This is a genomic window from Streptomyces sp. NPDC111656, from assembly GCF_055656965.1.
The window spans coordinates 328,046-349,315 of sequence record NZ_JBVKCA010000010.1 but is presented as its reverse complement, the minus strand read 5'-3'; the positions used below and the strand labels follow the sequence as shown (position 1 = coordinate 349,315).

Here is a 21,270-nt window from a genome sequence, read left to right as displayed (position 1 = left end):
ACGCCCGGTTACATTCCGAACCCGGAAGCTAAGCCTCACAGCGCCGATGGTACTGCAGGGGGGACCCTGTGGGAGAGTAGGACGCCGCCGAACAAATTTTGAGAAGAGCCCCAACTTCGGGTAGGTACCCGAAGTTGGGGCTTTTTTGCGTTCACCTTGGAGCCCATTGGCGGCGGGGTATGCGGGGCCGAACAACAGCCCCGCATACCCTCACGCGGTTCCTTCAGGCGACCCGGCTACTTCAGGCGGGACGACGCGACGATCGAGACGATGTGCGCGGGGACCAGCAGCCAGACGATCGCCGTCACGGCCACGGTCGCGACCTTCGTCGCCGTCAGGTCGCCGAGCGCCAGGTCGACGATCGCCGTCACGAGCAGCAGGATGGTGCACTCGATGCCGTTGACCAGGCGGTGCAGGCCGACGGCCGAGGTGAGGCGGCGGACCCGGGCGAGGCCGCTGGAGCGCGGGACGACGGACTGGTCGGTGGCCTTCTGCATGCCGCTGTCGGAGCGGGCCACGTGGACGAGGTCCGAGGACGACTTCAGGAGCAGCACGCCGATCGCGGCCACCAGGCCGGCCACCAGGTAGAGGTTCAGGCCGAGTTCGGCGGCGCGGACGCCCATGCCGACCATGACCGCGGCGTCGGCGAGGTAGGCGCCGAGGCGGTCCAGGTAGACGCCGAGCGGGCTGAACTGGCGGCGCCAGCGGGCCACTTCGCCGTCCACGCAGTCCAGGAGCAGATACAACTGCATGAAGAGGACGGACAGTACGGCGCCGCCCAGGCCGGGGACGACCAGGGCGACTCCGGAGAGTACGCCCGCGAAGACCATGACCGTCGTGATCTGGTTCGGTGAGACGCGGGTGCCCAGCATCAGCCGGGTCACCCGCAGGGAGAGCGATCGCATGTAAAGGCGGCCGGCCCAGTGTTCCGCCCTGCTCTCCAGCTTGCCCGCGGGGTGGATGACCTCGCGGAGTTCCTCTAGTTGGACCTTGGTCATGCGGCTTTCTCCCCTGGGATCAATGTGAGTACAGGGAAGAGCATGACGGGGTCCCGGACGGCGGGGATCGGCAGGGTGGAATTCAGATGAGCGATGGCGAACGCGAAGACTACGGTGGGTTCCATGAACCATGTGATTCGTTCCATAAGGGCCGACGAGTGGCCCGCGGTCAAGGAGTTGCGGCTTGCCGCCCTGCGGGACCCCGTGGCGCATCTCGCGTTCCTGGAGACCTACGAGCAGGCGGCGGCCCGGCCCGACTCGTTCTGGCAGGAGCGGGCGGAGGGGGCCGCCGAGGGGGACGGGGCGCGGCAGTTCGTCGCGGTCGGGCCGGACGGGGTGTGGGCGGGTTCCGTGGTCATGCTGGTCGAGAAGGCGGGGCGGCGGGACTTCTTCGAGGCCGTGATCGACCGGGACCAGGGGCATCTGGTGGGTGTCTTCGTGCGGGCCGAGCACCGGGGGAGCGGTGTGACGGACGCGCTCGTCGACAGCGCTCTCGCCTGGGCCTGGGAGCGCGGGCTTGAGCGGGTACGGCTGTTCGTGCACGAGAAGAACGGGCGCGCCGAGGCCTTCTACCGCAGGGCGGGGTTCGTGCCGACCGGGGGTTCCGTGCCATCCCAGGGGAACGAGGGGACCCGGGATCTGGAGTTTGTGATCGCCAGGCCGTAGGTGTCGTCAGACCGGGAGTTCGTGCTGGGGCCAGCGGGCCCTGGCCTGTTCCTGGGAGCGGAGGAGGGCCAGGGTGGGCAGGCCCTGGTCGGCTCCGGTGGCGAGCAGCTCAGGCAGTTGGGGGAGCGGGGCCACCGCGGCGACGTCGTCCAGGACGAGCGTAAGTGGTGGGTCGAGGCGACCGGAGGATGACCGTTCGGCCATGCGCCGGCCGCGCTCGACCACGCTTGAGGCGAGGGCCGTCAGGAGCGGCATCGCGCCGGGGTTCGCCTTGGGGTCCTCGATGGGTTCACCGACCACATAGAGCGTGCCCCCTTCGTTGACGAAGGAATCCAGCGTGAGGGCGTCACTTCGGTTCGGGGTGCAGGATTCGCGGACGTTGACCGTGAACAGGGCGGACAGGGCGCGGGCCGTCAACTCCTGCGCTATGTCGCGGCGTTCCGGGTGTGAGGTGAGGGCGGCCTCGAGTTCGCCCGCCGCGCCGGCGGCGGCCTTGGGGTTCGTGCGGAGGGCCCGTACGGCGTCCTGTACCTGGGTGCCCTGGGCCCAGCGGTGGACGTGGCGGAAGGCCTTGCCCTCCACCGCGGCGGCGTGCAGATAGCTGCGCAGGAGCGTTTCGGCGACGTCTGCCATGGCCTGGTCGACCTTGGCGGTGGGGCGTACGGGGCCGAGGAGGGCGATGGCTCTTTGGGCGGCCGTCGTCTTGTCCTCGCAGCCGGTGGAGGGGGACCAGTGGAGGCGGGCCGGGGTGTCGCAGAGGTGGGAGGGGTCGTAGAGGAGCACGGGGCCGAGTTTGGCTCTGGCGTCCTTGGTTTCCGACCAGATGGCGGGGTTGGAGGTGATCACCAGGGCGGGGCCGTCCGCGTCTCGTACGGCTTGGGTTGCGGTGGTGTGGCGGGTTTCTGGTGGGGCGAGGATGAGCGCGGCTGTGGTGCGATTTCTTTCCCACCCACCCATCCGTTTGCCGTCCACTGCCAAGGGAGCCGTCGAAAACGTCGGCTGCGGCGTCTCCTTGGGCAGCTCGGCCGGCTGTGGCTCGGGTCGCGGCAGCGGGACCTCGTGATGCGGCGGGACCTGTTCGGCGGCGGGAGTCGGAGCCGGTTCGGGCACCGGTGCCGGAGCCGGCGGCGGCGTCGGTCTCGCGTACGCCCCCGCCTTCCGTCTCGCTCGGACCGTACGCCACCGTGCCCATGTCCCCATCACGAAGATGGTCATCACGACCAGCACCATCAGCTGGCCGATGAACAGGCCCCAGAAGAGCCCGTACCCCGAGAGCTGGTCCGCGGGGGTGTCCGGCCAGGCGCCCGTCACGTCGCGCGGGTGCCCGATCAGGTACCGCAGGGCCAGCGGCGTACGGGCGAAGGTGACCGCGTTCGGCCAGGCGCCGTGGGCGAACCAGCCGGCGAGCCCGGTGGCCGACCAGATCAGGAAGGTCATGCCGAGCAGGAAGGCGAGCACCCCGACCAGCAGGCCGTCCGGGATGCCGCCCTCGCTCTCCGCCTTGCGGCGGTCCCGCCCGTCCCGGCTCATCTCACGCCACCGTGGACTCGGACGAACCGTCGAGATCGGCGAGGTGCTGCTCCACGAAGGCCGCGGCGCGTTCCTCGGCCTCGAGTTCGGCGGCGCGCAGCGCGTCGTCGGCGAGGCGGTCGGCGGAGGACTCGGTCATGGCGCGGTCGGTGAAGACGAGAGGGCGTTCGGTCTCGGTGATGAGGTGTTTGACCACCTGGACGTTTCCGTTGACGTCCCAGACGGCGATACCGGGCGTCAGGGTCGGGATGATCTCGACGGCCCACCGGGGCAGGCCGATCACCCGGCCCGTCGCCCGTGCCTCGTCCGCCTTCTGGGCGTAGATGGTCCGGGTGGACGCCATCTTCAGGATCGCGGCCGCCTCCTTGGCCGCGGCGCCGTCCACCACGTCGGACAGATGGTGGACCACCGCCACGAAGGACAGACCCAGTCGTCGGCCGAACTTCAGCAGGCGCTGGAAGAGTTGGGCCACGAAGGGGCTGTTGATGATGTGCCACGCCTCCTCCACCAGGAAGATGCGCTTCTTGCGGTCGGGGCGGATCCAGGTGTGTTCCAGCCACACGCCGACGATCGCCATCAGGATCGGCATGGCGATGGAGTTGCGGTCGATGTGGGACAGGTCGAAGACGATGAGCGGGGCGTCGAGGTCGATGCCCACCGTCGTGGGGCCGTCGAACATGCCCCTGAGGTCGCCGTCGACCAGGCGGTCGAGGACCAGGGCGACGTCCAGGCCCCACGCCCGTACGTCGTCTATGGCGACGTTCATCGCCTCGGCCGACTCCGGCTCCGGGTGGCGTAGCTGTTCGACGATGTCCATCAGTACGGGCTGGCGCTCGACGATCGTCTCGTTGACATAGGCGTGTGCGACCTTGAGGGCGAAGCCGGAGCGCTCGTCGAGGCCGTGGCCCATCGCGACCTCGATGATCGTGCGCAGCAGGGCCAGCTGGCCCGTCGTCGTGATCGCCGGGTCGAGCGGGTTGAGGCGGATGCCCATGTCAAGGGCCGCTGTCGGGTCCAGGCGGATGGGAGTTATTCCCAGCTCTTCCGCGATGAGGTTCCACTCGCCGACGCCGTCCTCGCCCTGTGCGTCGAGCACGACGACCTGGCGGTCGCGGAAGCGCAGCTGGCGCAGGACGTAGGTCTTCTCGAGCGCCGACTTGCCGTTGCCGGACTCGCCGAGCACCAGCCAGTGGGGCGCGGGGAGCTGCTGGCCGTACAGCTGGAAGGGGTCGTAGATGTAGCCCTTCCCGGAGTAGACCTCGCGTCCGATGATGACGCCCGAGTCGCCGAGGCCGGGTGCGGCGGTCGGCAGGTAGACCGCCTGGGCCTGGCCCGTGGAGGTGCGCACGGGCAGGCGGGTCGTCTCGACCTTGCCGAAGAGGAAGCCCGTGAAGGCGTCTGTCGCGGCGGACAGCGGATCCCGCATCAGAACATCAGCTCCTACCTGCGGATTCCGGTGGCGAACGGCAGTGTGTTGACGAAGGCCCGGTGGTGCTCGCGGTCGCACCACTCCAGCTTCAGATACGACTTTCCGGCGGAGGCGCGGATGGTGCGCTTGTCGCGGGCGAGGGCCTCCGGGGAGCGGGAGCTGACGGTGATGTAACCGACGAGGTTGACGCCGGCGGCGCCGCTCGCGAGGTCCTCGCCGCGCTGGTCCAGGCGGTTGTGGGAGGCGATGTCGCGGGGGTCGACCGTGCGGTTCATCTTCAGCTGGCGGCTGGCCTCGGCGTCGTCGTTCGTCTTCTCCGTCAGCATGCGCTCGATGGCGACCTCGGTGGGTTCGAGGTCCATCGTGACGGCGACGGTGCGGATGACGTCCGGGGTGTGGACCAGGAGCGGGGCCAGGAAGTTCACGCCGACCGGGGTCATCGGCCATTCCTTCACCCAGGCCGTGGCATGGCACCAGGGGGCGCGGGTGGAGGACTCGCGGGTCTTCGCCTGGAGGTAGGTGGGCTCCATGGCGTCGAGCTCGGCGGGCCAGGCATTACGTTTCGTCATCGCCTGGATGTGGTCGATCGGGTGGTCGGGGTCGTACATGGAGTGCACGAGGGAGGCCAGTCGCCCCTGACCGAGCGGCTGGCGTACGCGGATGTCGGCTTCCTGGAGGCGCGAGCAGATGTCGGTCAGCTCGCGTGCCATGACGACGGCGAGCCCGGCGTCGCGGTCCAGCTTCTTGCCGCCCTGGGGACGGGCGGCGCGCGCCATCGCCTGGGCCTCGGCGGCGAGTTCACGGTTGTAGTGCATGCACGCAACGAGGTAGGCGCGGTGCTGCTCGCTGCTGGTGGACACCATGGACTGGAGCTGGTCGTAGGACTGTTGGAGCCAGGCCGGTGCCTTCTCGTCCCCGCGCTGGGCGACGTCCTTGGCGTGGGCGTCCGGGTCGGCGGGGAGGGTGCGGGCGAGCATCTGGAGGCGGGTGACGAAGCCGTCGCCGTTCGCCACGTGCTTGAGCAGCGTGCCGAAGCGGTCGACGAGGGCCTCCTGGTCCTCGCTGTCGCGCAGGCCGACGCCCGGGCCCTCGATCTCGATCGCGGCGGTGACGGTGCGGCGGTCGGCGTGCAGGAGTACGGCGATCTCGTCGGGGCCGAAGGGGGCCGCGAGCCAGGAGATCCGGCCGATGCCGGGCGGCGGCCCGATCTCGACCTCCTTGCCGTCCAGACGCGTACCGGCCTCCTGGACGCTGCTGCGGTACGCCGTGCCGCTGCGCAGGTTGCGCTTGTAACTGCGGTTGATCTCGAACCACTTGTAGAACGTGCGGCGCTTGTACGGGACGTACACCGCGGCGATGGCCACCAGCGGGAAGCCCATCAGCAGCACGATCCGCAGGGACAGGACGGGGACGAGCAAGCCGCACATCATGCCGAGGAACGCGCCCGCGATGATGAGCGCGATCTCGCCGGACTCGCGGTTCCGGCCGACGATCGCGTTCGGCCGGGCGCGGCCGATCAGATATGTACGGCGGGGCGTGACCGGATGGGACACGTGGGATTCGGTCGTCAACGCCCTTCACCTCCCGTGCGGTTGGAGCTGCTGCTGTTGCGGGTGTTGCCGCCGGTACGCGGTGGTGGTGCGGCGGAGGGGACGGATCCGCCGCCTCCGTTCGGCGTACGGGTGCTGTGGGCGGACACGCCTCCGGAGACGGGGTTCGCGGGGCGCGGCTGGCTGTTGCCGCCGCCCGCGCCGCCTCCGCCGTTGTTGTCGGCGCGGGTGCTGTGGGTCTTGATGCCCTGGGCGACCAGGGTGGCGGGGGAGCTGATCACGGCCGCGGCCTTGCCTTCGGCGCCCTGCATGATGCGGTTGTTGCGGCCGTTTGCGATCTCGTCGCCGAAGCCGGGCACGAAGCGGTAGATCATCGCGCTGGCGAAGATGGCGAGCAGGATGATCGCGAGGCCGGAGACGACGGCGGAGAAGGAGTCCGGGCCGCCGTTGGTCGACAGCGCGCCGGCGAGGCCCAGCACGATCACGATGACCGGTTTGACCAGGATGACGGCGATCATGATGCCGGCCCAGCGGCGGACGTGGCCCCACAGGTTCTTGTCGACGAGCCCGGCGTAGACGACGGTGCCGAGCAGGGCGCCGACGTACAGCAGGGCGGCGCGGATGACGAGCTCCAGCCACAGGACGCCCGCGGCCAGGATCGACACCAGGGAGACGACGATCAGCATGATCGGGCCGCCGCCGATGTTCTCGCCCTTGGCGAGGGCGCCGGAGAAGGTGCCGAAGAAGGTGTCGGTCTGGTTGCCGGTGGTCTTGGCGAGGACGTCGGTGACGCCGTCGCTGGCCGAGACGACGGTGTAGAGGATCAGCGGGGTGAACGCCGACGCCAGCACCGTGAGCCAGAGGAAGCCGATCGCCTCGGAGATCGCGGTGCCGAGGGGGACGCCTCGCACCGCCCGCTTCGCCACGGCCAGCAGCCACAGGAGGAGGGTGAGGATGGTCGACGCGGCGAAGACCACGGCGTACTGCTGGAGGAACTTCTGGTTCGTGAAGTCGACGTTCGCTGTGTCCTTGACCGCCGCGGAGAGCTTGTCGATGGTCCAGGACGCGGCCTCGGCGCAGCCCTTGGCCAGCGAGGAGAGGGGGTCGAGCGTCGAGGTGGTACCGGGGTCGGTGGTGACACCGTTGGTATTGCCCTTTTCGCAGTACTTCTTGGCCTCGCCGAAGATGAGCCTGCACGAGTCGGTCGAGGCGCTCGCACTGGGACCGGGGCTGGGGCTCGAGTTCGGCGTCGGGCTCGGTGGAGCCGCGTAGGCGTGGGATGCCAGCAGAACGACCGCGGTCTGTACGGCCGCGACGGCGCCGGTGAGGCTGAGTACACGGCGCGGGCTACCGGGCATAAGTGAACCCTCCGTACTCCTCGATGACCTTGCTGATCTCGTCGGAGGTGGCGGCCTTGTCGTCACCGGGGACCGGGGCGGGGCCGTCCTTCTGCGAGTCGGTGACGATCTTCCAGTCCCCGCCGGACCACTGGAGCTCGAAGGTCCACGTCTTCCAGGTCGAGGTGACGGGGTCGGTCGAGTTCTGCGCGGACATTCCGATGAGTCCCAGGTACCAGACCGACACCTTGGCGTCGGTGGCGCTGTACTGCTCGACCTTGCTGCCGACGGGGATCGTGCGGGAGACGAAGGTGCTGCCCTGGGGCGCGTTGCCGGCCGCGTCTAGTCCCAGCTTGTTGAGGAAGCCCGTCGAGTAGGCGTCGTCCAGCGGGCCCTGGAGGCGGTCGGCCGCGGCGGAGGTGTAGAGGGTGTCGACCAGGTCGTGCCGACCGGCCTTCTGGAACATGCTCGTCGACCCCAGCGCCACCGCGTAGTTGGCCGCCGCGCTCTGCGCGCCCTGCTCGCTGTGCGCGAACCCCGTGGGGATGCCGCCGGTGTTCGTGTCCACCGGGCGTTGGCCCGAGGGGGCCGTGGGGGAGGTCTTGGTGGCGTCGCCGCCTCCGTTGCCGGTTCCGGAGGAGGAAGAGGAATCGTCTCCTCCACGGTTCGCGAAGGCGATGGCCGCGATGAGAAGGACGACGACGCCGACCACCGTCACCAGGCTCCGCGAGGAGGAGCGGCCGCGGCGGGCGCCGCCGTAGACGTCTCCGGGGCGGTCGGGGAGGCGGGTCCGGGTCTGGCCCGTCCCCCCGTATCCCCCGTCGTCGCCGCGGGAGCCGTCCCCGTATCCGGGTTCGTCACCGAGACTCATGTCGCGTACGCCCCCTCAACCTCTTCCTGAACCGCGTAGTACGACGGTAGTCGTGCTGGTTCCCGCGCGGACGCGGTGTGGTGACTCGACATCAGGGAAACGCAACCTCAGCCGGTGGGCACGACGGACGGGTGGGTCGGACAGGGAGGAGGAGATGAGGTGAGGAGCCGGGTGCCCGGCCGAAGCTAGACGGCCATGCCGTACACGATGGTGAAGAGCGTGCCGAGGGAGCCGATGATGAAGACTCCGGTGAGGCCCGCGATGATCAGACCCTTGCCCTGTTCGGCGCTGAACGTGTCGCGGAGCGCCGTTGCTCCGATACGTTGCTTCGCCGCTCCCCAGATCGCGATCCCGAGGCAGAGCAGGATGGCGACGGCCATCACGACCTGGATCATCGTCTTGGCCTCGTTGCCCAGGCTGCCGAAGGGACCCCAGTCCGGGGCGATTCCGCCGATGATTGTGGTGATGTCGCCCTTGTCGGCTGCGAAAAGCATGTAAGTCACCGCCCCTAGTGGGTAGTTCTGCACCCCCTGCCACTGTGCGCAGAGGTCGGGCCCATTCTCGCCGACAATGCCGCTGTCGTATGTCGACTTGGCGTCATTGATTGGCGGTTTTCGTACGAATCCCTTGTCACCGGCGTACGCGGGCCCCTTTCGGGAGGCGTGCGACGGTATGCAAAGAGTCGTATGGTCACTCTGTGTATCACGGCTGGTCACGCCGGGCAATGAAGTCGAACCGGAACCTGTGGTGTGGTTCCGTCGTTAACCCCTTCTACGACGAGTGCGGGGTGGTCGCCCCGCCGCTCCTCGCAGCATCCCTGCGCGCCCGCCGTGTTTCTGACGGGTTGTCGAGCCGATGTTCTTCGGGTCGCGCGTCCGCCCGATGTGGACGCACGGTCGCTGCCCCGAAGGCTATCGCCGTCTCCGTGGCGCACGGAAACGGGCCGCGGCTGGTTGCCGCGGCCCGTTCCCCGCACTGCCGGAGGATCCCCACGTCCTCCCCGGCAGTTCCCCCCGCTTTCCCGTGCTTTCGGGGGTTTTCCGTGTCTCCGGCGGGTCAGCCGGTGAAGGCCGAGACTCCCTCCGGGGTGCCCCAGCGACCCGCCGATGACCATCTTCTTGCTGAGTACGCGACAACAAGAGCCGTCTGGAATCCTGACTTCCGCATTACTGGACGAGGCCGCCGCGTTACTCCTCGATGGCCGCTCGATGGACTGCGGCTGAGCGCCACTTGACTCAACTCACAGGCGGATCAAGGGATTTACCAAAGTTTCCGATCGGGTGGACGTGATGGAGAACGGGCCGCGGCAGGCTGCCGCGGCCCGTCTCGGGCGCCGCCGGTGGATCCCCACTTCATCCGTCGCCCGGCGGCTCCGTGCCGTGTGGAGGGTGATGCGATCAGCCGGTGAAGGCCGAGACTCCCTCCGGGGTGCCCCAGCCGGTCGGGCCGTCGTAGCCCGACTTGGCGGTGCAGAAGTAGCTCGTGGAGCAGGAGCCGTTGCTGCCGGACGTCACGTCGTTGAGCGCGGACGTGCCGGCCGAGCCGTACGGGAACTTCGCCGGGTACGAGCCGCTGGACGGGGTGCCGGCCAGGGCGTACACGGCCGCGATGATCGGCGAGGAGGCGCTGGTGCCGCCGTAGGTGACCCAGCCGGTGCCGTCGCCGTAGGTGTCGTAGACCGAGACGCCGGTGGCCGGGTCGGCGACGGCCGAGACGTCCGCGATCATGCGCTTCGAGCAGGAGGTGTCGGTCTGCCAGGTCGGCTTCGCGTCATAGGCGGAGCATCCCGAGCCGGTGCCCTCGGTGCTGCTGGTGTTCCACACCTTCTCGGTCCAGCCGCGGCTGTTGGAGCTCGAGGAGAGGGTGGTGCCGCCGACGGAGGTCACGTACTTGGAGGCGGCCGGGTACTCGGCGCCGTAGCCCTCGTCGCCCGCGCTGACCGTGATGGCGACGCCCGGGTGGTTGAAGTACGAGCTGTCGTAGGAGGTGTCGGAGGAGGACTCCGAGCCGCCGTAGCTGTTGGAGACGTACTTCGCGCCGAGCTTGACCGCCTCGTTCACCGCGGTGCCGAGGTTGGCCATGGAGGAGGACTTCGCCTCGACCAGTGTGATGTTGCAGTTGGGGCAGACGGCGCTGGCCATGTCGAGGTCGAGCGAGATCTCACCGGCCCAGCCGCTGTCGGCGGAGGGCAGGGAGGTCGTGGAGCCCGTCTGACTGACCTTCTTGAAACAGCCGTTGGCGACGGTGCAGGCCGACAGGCCGTAGTACGAGCGGTACGCGGCGAGGTCGGAGGCTGCGTTCGGGTCGTCGTAGGCGTCGACGATCGCGATGGTCTCGCCCGAGCCGTTGGAGGCGGCGGCGTCGGTCAGGCCGTACGCGTCCTGGAGGTCGCTGGGGCCGTAGCCGGTGGGGGAGTCGGCGGCGGCCTTGGGGGTGACGGTGTCCGCGTGGGCGTTGGCCTGCATGAAGGCGGTCGTGCCGCCGGTCACGCGCAGCGCGTTGCAGGCCATCTCCCCCTTCTTCTTGGGCTCGGCGCAGGAACGGGTCCAGGTGACCTTGGTGGAAGCGGCCTTGGCGGCGGTGCTCTTGCTCGCGACGGTCTTCGTCGCGGTCGTGCCGGCTGCCGCGCTCGCGTCGACGGCGGTGCCGAAACCGGCCACCAGGAGGGCGGCGGTGGCGACGGCCGCGGAGCCCATGCGGCGCCAGGTGGAGCGTGCGGCCGATCTGTTGCCGGGTGTGGGGGACGTGGGGGGTATGGGGGGTGTAGTACGCAACGTACAGCTCCTGAGAGAGGTTGACAGGGGCGGTGCGGGTGCTGTTGCCGTCGGTGCGATGTCCCCGGCGGCCGGGCCGTGTGACCCGCGTAGACACTCGCTTGTTGAGTACGCGACAAACAAGAGAGATCTGGAATTCTGACTTCCGCCTTACCGAACCCGGGTGATCGGGTTACCCCTCAATGGCCCCTCGATGGCTGGAAGTTGACGTCGACTTGACTCGCTTCGCGGCTCGGCTGTGCATCGGGCGGGGCGCGGGTGGTGACGGCGGAAGCCGCCGCCCGTGGGCCGCGGATCGCACGAACGCGGCGTACACGGGGGCGGCACCGGCCGAGTGGCGACGGGGTCGCCGACTGCCTTGGGGGATCGCGTCAGCCCACGGCCGCGGCCAGGACCGAGGCCGTGGCGGCGACGAGGGGGCTGTCGGCGGCGGCGTCCCGCGCGGGTTTGGTGCTGAGGACGGCGAGGGCCACGGGGGCACCGTCCGGGGTCCAGGCGATGCCCACGTCGTTGCTGGTGCCGTAGTCGCCGGTGCCGGTCTTGTCGGCGATCGTCCAGTCCTCGGGCAGGCCCGCGCGGAAACGGTCGCCGCTGGTGGTGTTGCCGAGCAGCCACGTCGTCAGGCGGTCACGGTCGCGGTAGTGGAGCGCGTCGCCGAGGACGAGCCGGGCGTAGGTGCCGGCGATGGCACCCGGGGTGGTCGTGTCCTCCACCCGCCAGGGCTCCGCCGTGTTCAGCTCCGGCTCCCAGCGGTCCAGGCGGGTCTTCGGGTCCCCCAGCGAGCGACAGAATCGCGTGATCGCCGTGGGGCCACCCAGCTCGCGGAGCAGCAGATTGGCCGCCGTGTTGTCGCTGTGGCGGATCGCCGCGTCGCACAGTTCCCCGATGGTCATGCCGCCCGCCAGGTGCTCCGGCTCACCCGTCTTCGGTGAGTACCCGGCCAGGTCCGCCGCCGTGTAGTGGATGCGCCGGGCGAGTGTCTCCCCATGCTGGTCCAGATCCCGCAGCACGGCCGCCGCCGCGAGCGTCTTGAACACCGAGCAGCCGGGGAAGCGTTCCGCCGCGCGGTGGCGCACGGTGGCCCTTGTCCTCAGGTTGTGCGCGAACGCGCCGATCCTCGCGCCGTGTCGTGCCTCCAGCTCTCGCAGCCGGGCGCGGGTGTCCCGCTGTCGGGGATCCTCCGCGTACGCCGCTCTCGCGCCGAGTGTGAGGGTGGCGGCGGTGGTGGTGGCCGCGGTGAGCAGGGTGCGGCGTGTTGTCGTGGTCCCTAAGATCTCTCGTCCTCCAGTGCTTCCACGAAGTGGTCGAACTCGCCCGCCTGTACGCCCAGGACGAAGGCGTCCCACTTCTTCCGAGTGGTAGTGACGATGTTGGTGGGGTCGCTGGTTTCGCGGATGTGGACCAGGTCGTCGGCGCCGAAGGCGAGTTCGATCCAGGGGCCGGGGCCGGTCGCGTCGTCCGGGGCGGCGCGGACCCAGTCGAGGTCCGGGGGAACGTCAGCCACGGGGGGCTTCCTTAGGGGTGAGGAGGACGGCGTGGAAGGCGGCGGGGTGTGCGGTGAGCATCTCGGTTCTTTTCACAGGTCGTGGATCAGCTTGTGGATGAAGTCTCGCGAGTCCTCGGGGGCGAGGGACACCGATTCCATCCGGTCGAGGAGGGCGCGGTACATCCGCAACTGGGCTTCGGCGTCGAGGAACACCGGGCCGTGGGACTGGTCGAGGCGCACGGTGTCGAGCGGGGGGACCGGTCCGCCGGCGTAGAAGACCGACTGGCCGGAACCAGGGAAGGATCCGGTGGCGAACGGGAGCACCCTGAGGGTGATGTGGTCCCGCTCGCTCATGTCCAGCAGGTGCCGCAACTGGGACGTGGCCACGGTGAGGCCGCCGAACCGCATGCGCAGGGCCGCCTCGTGGATGACCGCCACCAGAGCGGTCGGGGCGTCTGTGAAGAGGACGGTCTGGCGCTTGACGCGGAACGACACCCGGTGCTCGATCTCCGGTGGTGAGAGCTCGGGCACGACGTGCCGCAACAGCTCACGGGCGTGATCGGTCGTCTGGAACAGACCCGGGATGTGCATCGTGACCGCGGTACGCAGCCGCCCGGCGTGGTGCTCCACCTCGGCGAGGTCCGGCAGAGCGGCGGGCAGGATCTCGCGGTACTCCTCCCACCAGCCGCGCGAGCGCTCGGTGGTCATGGCGCTGAGCGCGTCGACGAGGGCCTGGTCCGAGCAGCCGTAGTGGCCGGCGAGCGCGCGCACCCGTTCGGCGCTCACGCCCACGCGCCCGGCCTCCATGTTGCTGACCTGGGTCTGCTTGATGCCCAGGAGCTGACCGGCCCCGGTCGCGGTCAGGCCCGCGCGCTCCCGGAGTTTGCGCAGCTCCGTGCCGAAGCGGAGTTGGCGACCCGTCGGGTTGCTCCTCACGGGCTCCTCCGTCTCCTGGCTGTCGCCGGTCGCCCGCACGAATGGTAGTGAACCCGATCCCTGCCGGCCGGTGAATGTGTTTACCGCTCGCCGTGTTCGTCCACAGGCTGTGGGTAGTTTGCGGCGTCGAGTGTGCGTGCGAGGGCCGGGGATGGGCCGTACGGTGGACCTGCCGTCGTGACTCCGTTGGCTCCCACCGGTGACTCATAGGAGATTCTCAGTGTGGTTCCAGGATTTTTCTTAATTCCGTGGGCCAGAGTGTGAACCGATGAAGCGCACCACTCGTCCCCCTGGCAACCGACGGAACGCTTTGTTCGTCGTGGTCGTGATGCTGGCCATCACGTCCGCGTCCGTGGCGTCCGCCGATGACGGCCCCGGGCCGTTCGGCGTGACCGTGCAGGCCGACGCGAACAAGGCGAGCGCCCGTGTGGGCGCCTTGTTCGACGCAGGTGACGGCCTGAGCGGACACTTCTGCACCGCCTCGGTCGTGCACAGCGAGAGGCGGGACCTTCTGGTGACCGCCGCACACTGTCTCGACGGGGGCGGAAAGTTGCGGTTCGTCCCGGGATATCGGGACGGCAAGGCGCCGTACGGGATCTGGGACGTCAAGAAGACCTACGTCGGTGACGCCTGGACCGGCGGTCAGGACGAGGACAGTGACGTCGCCTTCGCCGAGGTCGCCAAGCAGGGCGCGAAGGGCATCGAGGACGTCGTCGGCGGGAACGCCTTCGCCACGGGGCGGGAGACCGGGGCCACCGCCGTCACGGTCACCGGCTACCCCAGCACCCTCGACGCGCCGATCATCTGTACGAACAAGCCGACCGTCCACAGCCGCACCCAGCAGCGCATCGAGTGTCCCGCCTTCGCCGGCGGCACCAGCGGTAGCCCCTGGGTGAACGGCGACGGGCAGGTCGTCGGGGTCATCGGCGGCCACGAGGCGGGCGGGGACACCGACGACGTCTCGTTCAGCGTCGTCCTCGGGAAAGAGGCCGCGAAGTTGTACAAGGCGGCGCGCAAGGCGGGTTAGGGGCGCGCGAGGCGGGTTCGGGGCGTACGGGGCAGGTTCGGGGCGTACGGGAGGGGTTCGGGGCGCACTTCGCGCCCCCGTTTCTTGTCGTGTGTGATCGTTTCCTCGCACAGGGGTCGCCTCTAGACTGACGTCCGGCGGACTCCCGGGCGGCGAGGGGCGGTTGACGGTGCGTAAGACGTGGGTCGTGGTGACCGCCGTCGCCGGGGTGGGGCTCGCCTTCATGTCGGCGCTGGTCGTCGGTGTCTACATGGTGGCCGGGAACCTCGCCAACGGAGTCGGCGGCGGATCGGTCGGGCTCGCCAAGGGTGCCGTGCCGGCCGCGTACCAGACGCTCGTACAGAAGTGGGGCAATCTGTGCGGCGCGATCAATCCGGCGCTGCTCGCCGCACAGCTGTATCAGGAGAGTGGATTCAACCCGAATGCCAAGAGTCCGGCGGCGGCGGAGGGCATAGCGCAATTCATCCCCGGCACCTGGGCCACGCACGGAATCGACGGCAATGGGGACGGCAGGCGCGACGTATGGGACCCGAATGACGCGATTCCGTCGGCCGCCTCCTACGACTGCAAGCTCGCGTCCTATGTGAAGGACGCGCCCGGGAACACCACCGAGAACATGCTCGCCGCTTACAACGCGGGGGCCTACGCGGTCATCAAGTACGGAGGTGTGCCGCCGTACAAGGAGACCCAGAATTATGTGAGGACGATCATAACTCTGGCGAAGAGCTTCGCGCGGCCGGTGAGCCGGGTGGATCCCTCGCAACAGGCCGCCGCGGCGATCTACTACGCGCAGAAGAAGCTCGGCACGCCCTACCTGTGGGGCGGCAACGGAACCGCCGACCAGGGCGGACGCTTCGACTGCTCGGGTCTGACCAAGGCGGCGTACGAAAGCGTCGGAGTCACCCTGCCGCGCGTCGCCAACGACCAGTACAACGCCGGAGCGCACCCCGCGCGCGCGGAACTGCTTCCGGGCGATCTGGTGTTCTTCTCCGACGACCTCACCAACTCGCGGACCATTCGGCACGTCGGTATCTATGTGGGTGGCGGGTACATGATCGACGCACCGCGAACGGGTGCCGTCATCCGCTTCGACCCCATAGACACCCCCGACTACTTCGGCGCCACACGCGTGACCGAAGATGGCGCGAAAGCGTTGCCGACGACGGTTTGATCCCACCCCTGAGCTGCGGCGATGTATCTCTCTTCGATAACGTCTGCGTGATCATTCGGTGGAGGGTGGAACGTACTGAAGGGGAATGTGCGTTCCTGTTGATGTAGAGCCGATCTACGACCACGGGGGTGGATCGGGCGCCGCACGAAAGGCTGCGCCCGCGGAAAGACGACGAAGGGGCCGCAGCACCATGGCTGGACTCGCCGAATCCGGTTCGAACCCCGACGTGGACCTGCTGTACGACATCAACGGCCTCGCCAAGGACGCGCCGCACTGGTTCGACCGCGGCATGGAGTTCGTCGGAGAGTACGGGCTGCTGCTCGTCATGGTCCTGCTGGTGCTGTGGTGCTGGTGGACCGTGCGGCGGCGCGGCGACGAGAACGCCGCCCCGTCGGTGGCCGCGCTCGTCTGGGCGCCCCTCGCGGCCGGCGTCGCGGTGCTGGTGAACGTGCCGATACGGGGCTTCGTGGAGCGGCCCCGCCCCTTCGTGGACCACCAGGGGCTCGACGTCCTGGTCAGTGGCAAGACCGACTTCTCCTTCGTCAGCGACCACGCGACGCTCACCATGGCGATCGGCGTCGGGCTGTTCGTCGCGAACCGGAAGTTCGGCCTCGTCGGGATAGGGATCGCGCTGTTCGAAGGCTTCTGCCGGGTCTACATGGGCGTGCATTACCCGACGGACGTCATCGGCGGCTTCGCCCTCGGCACCGCCGTCGCCCTGCTGCTGTCCCCGCTCGCCATGGCCCTGCTGACCCCGGTGACGAAGGCCGTGGAGCGCTCGCCGCGCGCCGGATGGCTGATCCGGGCGCGGAGCGTGGGGCGTGCGGGGCAGGAGGCGCTGATTCCCGGGGCGCGGGCGGAGCGCCCCGAGGAGCCGGACCTCGCCGCGTAGGCGCTCCCCCAACAGGGTGTTCTCAGGGCGCTTCCCCTACGGGGCGCTCAGAGGGACTGGGGGAAGGTGAAGAAGCGGTTCGGGTCGTACTGCTTCTTCAGGGCCGCCAGGCGGGTCGCCGCGTCGCCGTAGTACGCCTTGCGCCAGTTGGTGAGGGTCGGATCCGTGTAGTTCTGGTAGGCGGCACCGGAGGCGTAGGGGGCCATCGCCGAGTGGGCGGAGGTCAGCCAGGACTGGACCGTGGTGCCGGAGGCCCCGGCGCCCCAGGAGGCGATGTACTGGGCGAGCATGCGGGAACGCCGGTGCACGAACGCCGTCGCGGTCGGCGAGACCCGGTTGACCGCACCGCCCAGTGCGGTGAGCGCGATGCTGCCCGCGCCGCCGCGGACCGAGGAGATCTGGTGCAGCAGCGTCTGGATGCCGGCCGCGGAGATCGAGCGGTCGAAGAAGTCCGAGCGGGCCGCGTACGTCTCACGGCCGAGGGCGCCCTGCGAGGAACGGCCCGGCGTCGAACCCGGCAGATGGCACTGGGCGTCGGTGGGGAACGAGGAGCAGCCCGCGTACGCCTCCATCGACTCCTTGTAGGAGTGCTTCTTGAGCGAGACGCTGCGCGCGGGGCCGCCGACTTTGGTGGCCAGGCGGTCCACGGCGTTCTGGAGTTCACCGTAGGTGCCCAGGGAGAAGGCGGCGACGGCGACGGTGGGCGTGCCGCTGCCGTTCTCCAGGTGGAGCGAGGACCAGATCTCGTCCGGCTGGCTGGGGCCCCACTCCTGCCAGGCCTTCACCACGGCGGCGGCCTTCGCCCAGGGCCACGTCATGTACGCCGACACGGCCTGCGGGGCGGCGTGGGTCTTGAAGCGCAGCTCGGTGACGACACCGAAGTTGCCGTTGCCGGCGCCGCGCAGGGCCCAGAAGAGTTCCTTGTTCTCGCTCGCGTTCGCCACGACCTGCTTGCCGTCCGCGGTGATCAGCGTCGCCTGGGTGAGGCTGTCGCAGGTCAGGCCGTACGCCCGTGACACCACGCCGTGGCCGCCGCCGAGGGTCAGACCGGAGACGCCGACAGTCGGGCAGGAACCGGCCGGGATCGTGACGCCCTTCGCGGCGAGCGCGCGGTAGACGTCGATCAGCTTGGATCCGGCGCCGACCACCGCCTCGTTCGCGGACGCCCGGATGGTGTTGAGCTTGGACACGTCCAGGATCAGCCGGCCGTTTCCGGAGGACCAGCCCGCGTAGGAGTGGCCGCCGTTGCGGATCGACAGCGGGATGTTGTGGGCGCGGGCGTAGGCCATGGTCGTACGGATGTCGTCCGCGTGGGCGACGTACGCGACGGCGGTGGGCTTCAGGGAGTCGAAGCGGGTGTTGTACAGCTGATGGGCCGTCGACCAGCTGCGGTCGCCGGGGCGGACCAGCGAGCCGTCGAGGTCCTTGGCGAGGGCCGACCAGTTGGCGGCGGCGTGGGCGGCCAGGCCGCTGCCCGTGCCGCTCGTGCCCGTGCTGGTGGTGGCCGTGTGGATGGAGGCGTCGGCCGTGTCCGTGGCCGCCGCCTTGCCCCCGCTGACCTTGCCGTTGCACGCGGCCGTGGCCGCCGCCGCGAGTACGGCCGCGCCGCCACCTATGAACGTACGCCGTTGCATGTGCGCCTCCTGTTGCTTCCCGTGCGTGGGACGAGACGTGTGCCGGGTTCTGGGGGTTCCGCGGCGGCCGGGCGCGGGACGGAACCGGGACATGACCGTGATCCCGCATGGATCTCGACCCCATCTTGAACCTGGTCTGGGCCTTTTTGGCCGCACGTGGGCGAGAGGTTGGTCACGCCGCTTTTGGGGCGCTATGCGAGCGGTGTGTTCACCAAGTGGCCCTCGGCGTCGGTGCGGGCCAGGCTGCGGGCGCGGCGGGCCGGGCCTCGCCAGCCGCAGGTGCAATGCGCCAGACAGAAGCGACCCTGCTCGATCGTCGTCGTCCGGTGATCCTGGACGGGATGGGTCTCCTCCGGTTGCGCCACACCGACAACGTTACCCAAGGCAAGTAAATGAATCACCGCCGCGTGACGGCCGTCCCTACCCGTCGTTAACCGGAACGACAGGAGGCCCGGGACGGACCGGCTGGGGGTCGGCGGACGATGGTGGCGCAGCAGCAGAGTCGGATGGGCACGGGTGTCGTCGCGGTCGCGATGGCGGGGCTCATGGTCTGCGTCGGCGGATGTTCCGTCGGCAGGGCCGGTGCCGAGGACGCGCGCGAGGGCGTCACCTCCGTCGAGGTACTGCACCGGGCCGCCGCCACACTGGAGCGCGCAGGCAGCGCCAAGACCCGTACGTCGATGGAGATGGCCACCGGCGGGACCCGGGTCACCATCCGCGGCCAGGGTGTCTACGACTTCAAGAAGCAGCTGGGGCAGTTGAAGGTGCTGCTGCCGCAGGATCCCGCGGGCGCCGTCGAGCACCGGCCGATCACCGAACTCCTAGCCCCGGGCGCCCTGTTCATGAAGAACCGCGGCGCCGGTGTCCCCGCCGACAAATGGGTGCGCGTCGACACGGCCACCCTCTCCGACGGGAACCTCGTGACCGGCGGCGCCACCGACCCGTTCGCCGCGGCGGAGCTGTTGCGGGGGGCGCGGACGGCGACGTACATGGGGAGGACGGAGGTGGCCGGGACGCCGGTGCGGCACTATCGCGGGACCGCCGACCTGGACATCGCCGCGCGGAGCGCCTCGCGGGGGAACCGGAAGGCACTCGCGGCGGCGGCGAAAGGGTTCGCCACCGCCGAAGTCCCGTTCGACGCCTACCTCGACGACCAGGGGCGCGTCCGCAAGCTCCGGAACCGGTTCAGCTTCATCAACGGGCGGCAGAAGGGCACCGTCGCGGTCGCCTCGACGACCTTGCTGTACGACTTCGGGGTCCCGGCCCGCGTACGGCTTCCGGAACCCGAGGACATCTTCGCGGGGAAGATCGCGGAGCCTTAGACGTCCGTCCGTCGGCGTGGCTGCCGGTGCATGGACGAGGAGGAGTTGGGGGCTGGAAATGGCCCTTCCGTGCCATGCGCGGTGTGTAGGCCGCTCCCTACTCTAGGAAGTCGGTGACGGCAGGAAGAGGTGATGCACGTGGCTCCGGTCGGCGGTACGGCAGTTCAGGACCACGTGGCCCTCGCCGAGATCGAGCTGTGCGGCGACCTGATCATCGCGGCCTCGGCCGCCCACGAGGAGCGGCTCAGCCTGGAGAGTATCGACGAGGTACTGAAGGTGGCCGAAGAGCGCACCCGGGGGAGCGGCACGGGGGAGTAGGCCCGCCTCACGTGCGCACTTCGGTATCCCCGTGCGCTTGTGTCATGTGCGCAGCAGGCGGCCGATCGCCTTCGTGGCCTCCTCGACCTTCGCGTCGATCTCCTCGCCGCCCTTGAGGGCCGCGTCGGCGACGCAGTGGCGCAGGTGTTCCTCCAGGAGCTGGAGCGCGAAGGACTGGAGGGCCTTCGTGGAGGCGGAGACCTGGGTGAGTATGTCGATGCAGTAGACGTCCTCGTCGACCATCCGCTGCAGACCGCGGATCTGGCCCTCGATGCGACGCAGGCGCTTGAGGTGTTCGGCCTTCTGCTTGTGGTAGCCGTGGATGCCGCGGTCGTGGTCGGTCACGACGCCTTCGGTCTCGGCTCCCCCGCTCACGACGTCCTCGCTCCCGGCTTCCTCGGTGTCGGTGGAGGCCTGGATGTTCGAAATGTCCGGGACCTCCTGAACCGTTTTGGTCTCGCCGGAGGGCGCCGTCGCGCCGGCCTCGGTGGTCGTCATCGCGTCCTCCTGATGGTCCGGTATATATACCCCTGGCGGGTATATGGTAACGAACTTTGCTGGGTATAGGGCCCTTGCCGGATGCCGGGACCGGACCCTGTGCTGATCACTGTGCCTGATGGGCGACACTGGGGGACGGCCGGTTAGCCGTGGCCGGATGATGCGCCTAGCATCAGCCTGACCGAACAAAAGGACTCCGAGGACCCCAAGTGCGCTTTCGTCTGACCCCCAGGGAGACGAGCTTCTACGACATGTTCTCCGCCTCCGCGGACAACATCGTCACGGGCTCGAAACTCCTGATGGAACTGCTCGGGGCGGACGCCTCCGCCCGGGCCGAGATCGCAGAGCGCATGCGGGCCGCCGAACACGCCGGTGATGACGCCACTCACGCGATCTTCCACCAGCTGAACTCCTCCTTCATCACGCCGTTCGACCGCGAGGACATCTACAACCTGGCCTCGTCCCTCGACGACATCATGGACTTCATGGAGGAGGCCGTCGACCTGGTCGTGCTGTATCAGGTCGAGGAGCTCCCCAAGGGCGTGGAACAGCAGATCGAGGTACTGGCCCGGGCCGCCGAGCTGACGGCCGAGGCCATGCCGAACCTGCGGACGATGGACAACCTCACCGAGTACTGGATCGAGGTCAACCGGCTGGAGAACCAGGCCGACCAGATCCACCGCAAGCTGCTCGCCCACCTCTTCAACGGCAAGTACGACGCCATCGAGGTCCTGAAGCTCAAGCAGATCGTGGATGTGCTGGAGGAAGCGGCCGACGCGTTCGAACATGTGGCGAACACGGTGGAGACCATCGCCGTCAAGGAGTCCTGAA

General features: G+C 69.1%; 21 protein-coding genes and 1 rRNA gene. 8 read left to right on the top strand and 14 right to left on the bottom strand.

The window, feature by feature from the left end; translation table 11 throughout:
• Positions 1-93 (top strand): 5S ribosomal RNA (rrf, locus tag ACZ7M3_RS29245); the annotation flags it as partial.
• Positions 94-236: 143 nt separating this feature from the next.
• Here rrf and ACZ7M3_RS29240 read toward each other — a convergent pair.
• Entirely contained in the window at positions 237-998 is a 762-nt protein-coding gene (locus ACZ7M3_RS29240; protein ID WP_472066905.1) for a CDP-alcohol phosphatidyltransferase family protein, read from the bottom strand.
• Positions 999-1,121: 123 nt separating this feature from the next.
• Here ACZ7M3_RS29240 and ACZ7M3_RS29235 point away from each other — a divergent pair, with 123 nt between their 5' ends.
• Complete coding sequence (locus tag ACZ7M3_RS29235) at positions 1,122-1,664, top strand: GNAT family N-acetyltransferase (RefSeq protein WP_472066903.1); 543 nt, start codon at positions 1,122-1,124, stop codon at positions 1,662-1,664.
• 6 nt (positions 1,665-1,670) lie between these two features.
• Here the strand turns inward: ACZ7M3_RS29235 and ACZ7M3_RS29230 are convergent, their stop codons facing one another.
• From ACZ7M3_RS29230 to ACZ7M3_RS29185, 10 genes are all read right to left on the bottom strand, one after another.
• Positions 1,671-3,194, bottom strand: a complete 1,524-nt coding sequence (locus ACZ7M3_RS29230) for a type IV secretory system conjugative DNA transfer family protein (protein WP_472066901.1) — start codon at positions 3,192-3,194, stop codon at positions 1,671-1,673.
• A 1-nt stretch (position 3,195) separates the two neighbouring features.
• Positions 3,196-4,620, bottom strand: coding sequence for an ATP-binding protein (locus ACZ7M3_RS29225; RefSeq protein ID WP_351313262.1), 1,425 nt, complete (start codon positions 4,618-4,620; stop codon positions 3,196-3,198).
• Positions 4,621-4,634: 14 nt separating this feature from the next.
• Positions 4,635-6,194: an SCO6880 family protein gene (locus ACZ7M3_RS29220; protein WP_472066899.1), complete on the bottom strand. Its 1,560-nt coding sequence runs from the start codon at positions 6,192-6,194 to the stop codon at positions 4,635-4,637.
• Positions 6,191-7,531: a hypothetical protein gene (locus tag ACZ7M3_RS29215; protein WP_472066897.1), complete on the bottom strand. Its 1,341-nt coding sequence runs from the start codon at positions 7,529-7,531 to the stop codon at positions 6,191-6,193. Before ACZ7M3_RS29215 ends, ACZ7M3_RS29220 begins: the two co-directional genes overlap by 4 nt.
• Positions 7,521-8,381 carry a DUF8175 domain-containg protein gene (locus ACZ7M3_RS29210; protein ID WP_472066895.1) on the bottom strand — a complete coding sequence of 287 codons (861 nt, stop codon included), beginning with the start codon at positions 8,379-8,381 and terminating at the stop codon, positions 7,521-7,523. The genes ACZ7M3_RS29215 and ACZ7M3_RS29210 overlap by 11 nt, the downstream gene beginning before the upstream one ends.
• 185 nt (positions 8,382-8,566) lie before the next feature.
• Positions 8,567-8,875, bottom strand: coding sequence for a hypothetical protein (locus ACZ7M3_RS29205; protein WP_054232206.1), 309 nt, complete (start codon positions 8,873-8,875; stop codon positions 8,567-8,569).
• Positions 8,876-9,778: 903 nt separating this feature from the next.
• The gene (locus tag ACZ7M3_RS29200) at positions 9,779-11,155 is read right to left on the bottom strand and encodes a S53 family peptidase (protein WP_472066893.1); all 1,377 of its coding nucleotides are present in this window, start codon (positions 11,153-11,155) and stop codon (positions 9,779-9,781) included.
• Between the two features lie 371 nt (positions 11,156-11,526).
• Entirely contained in the window at positions 11,527-12,429 is a 903-nt protein-coding gene (bla, locus tag ACZ7M3_RS29195) for a class A beta-lactamase (RefSeq protein WP_472066922.1), read from the bottom strand.
• Positions 12,423-12,659, bottom strand: a complete 237-nt coding sequence (locus ACZ7M3_RS29190; protein ID WP_452964092.1) for a DUF397 domain-containing protein — start codon at positions 12,657-12,659, stop codon at positions 12,423-12,425. Before ACZ7M3_RS29190 ends, bla begins: the two co-directional genes overlap by 7 nt.
• Positions 12,660-12,731: 72 nt before the next feature.
• Positions 12,732-13,577: a helix-turn-helix domain-containing protein gene (locus ACZ7M3_RS29185; RefSeq protein WP_472066891.1), complete on the bottom strand. Its 846-nt coding sequence runs from the start codon at positions 13,575-13,577 to the stop codon at positions 12,732-12,734.
• Positions 13,578-13,845: 268 nt separating this feature from the next.
• Here ACZ7M3_RS29185 and ACZ7M3_RS29180 point away from each other — a divergent pair, with 268 nt between their 5' ends.
• From ACZ7M3_RS29180 to ACZ7M3_RS29170, 3 genes are all read left to right on the top strand, one after another.
• Positions 13,846-14,604: a trypsin-like serine peptidase gene (locus tag ACZ7M3_RS29180; protein WP_472066889.1), complete on the top strand. Its 759-nt coding sequence runs from the start codon at positions 13,846-13,848 to the stop codon at positions 14,602-14,604.
• A gap of 169 nt (positions 14,605-14,773) precedes the next feature.
• Positions 14,774-15,775 carry a C40 family peptidase gene (locus ACZ7M3_RS29175; RefSeq protein WP_472066887.1) on the top strand — a complete coding sequence of 334 codons (1,002 nt, stop codon included), beginning with the start codon at positions 14,774-14,776 and terminating at the stop codon, positions 15,773-15,775.
• A 190-nt stretch (positions 15,776-15,965) separates the two neighbouring features.
• Positions 15,966-16,667, top strand: coding sequence for a phosphatase PAP2 family protein (locus tag ACZ7M3_RS29170; RefSeq protein ID WP_472066885.1), 702 nt, complete (start codon positions 15,966-15,968; stop codon positions 16,665-16,667).
• A gap of 47 nt (positions 16,668-16,714) precedes the next feature.
• Here ACZ7M3_RS29170 and ACZ7M3_RS29165 read toward each other — a convergent pair whose 3' ends face one another.
• Together ACZ7M3_RS29165 and ACZ7M3_RS29160 are read right to left on the bottom strand one after the other, a co-directional pair.
• The gene (locus tag ACZ7M3_RS29165) at positions 16,715-18,301 is read right to left on the bottom strand and encodes an FAD-binding oxidoreductase (protein WP_472066883.1); all 1,587 of its coding nucleotides are present in this window, start codon (positions 18,299-18,301) and stop codon (positions 16,715-16,717) included.
• Between the two features lie 191 nt (positions 18,302-18,492).
• Positions 18,493-18,666: a hypothetical protein gene (locus ACZ7M3_RS29160; protein ID WP_472066881.1), complete on the bottom strand. Its 174-nt coding sequence runs from the start codon at positions 18,664-18,666 to the stop codon at positions 18,493-18,495.
• 117 nt (positions 18,667-18,783) lie between these two features.
• Here ACZ7M3_RS29160 and ACZ7M3_RS29155 point away from each other — a divergent pair, with 117 nt between their 5' ends.
• Together ACZ7M3_RS29155 and ACZ7M3_RS29150 are read left to right on the top strand one after the other, a co-directional pair.
• Positions 18,784-19,623 (top strand): SCO4651 family lipoprotein, encoded by an 840-nt coding sequence (locus tag ACZ7M3_RS29155; protein WP_351313239.1) that lies wholly within the window; start codon positions 18,784-18,786, stop codon positions 19,621-19,623.
• A 132-nt stretch (positions 19,624-19,755) separates the two neighbouring features.
• On the top strand, positions 19,756-19,941 hold the full coding sequence (locus ACZ7M3_RS29150) for a hypothetical protein (protein WP_067371445.1): 186 nt from the start codon (positions 19,756-19,758) through the stop codon (positions 19,939-19,941).
• A 42-nt stretch (positions 19,942-19,983) separates the two neighbouring features.
• On the opposite strand, the gene ACZ7M3_RS29145 is transcribed toward ACZ7M3_RS29150, so the two are convergent.
• Entirely contained in the window at positions 19,984-20,439 is a 456-nt protein-coding gene (locus tag ACZ7M3_RS29145; RefSeq protein ID WP_472066879.1) for a metal-sensitive transcriptional regulator, read from the bottom strand.
• Positions 20,440-20,648: 209 nt separating this feature from the next.
• Between ACZ7M3_RS29145 and ACZ7M3_RS29140 the strand changes: the two genes are divergently transcribed.
• Positions 20,649-21,269, top strand: coding sequence for a DUF47 domain-containing protein (locus ACZ7M3_RS29140; RefSeq protein WP_054232360.1), 621 nt, complete (start codon positions 20,649-20,651; stop codon positions 21,267-21,269).
• Position 21,270: the final 1 nt, after the last annotated feature.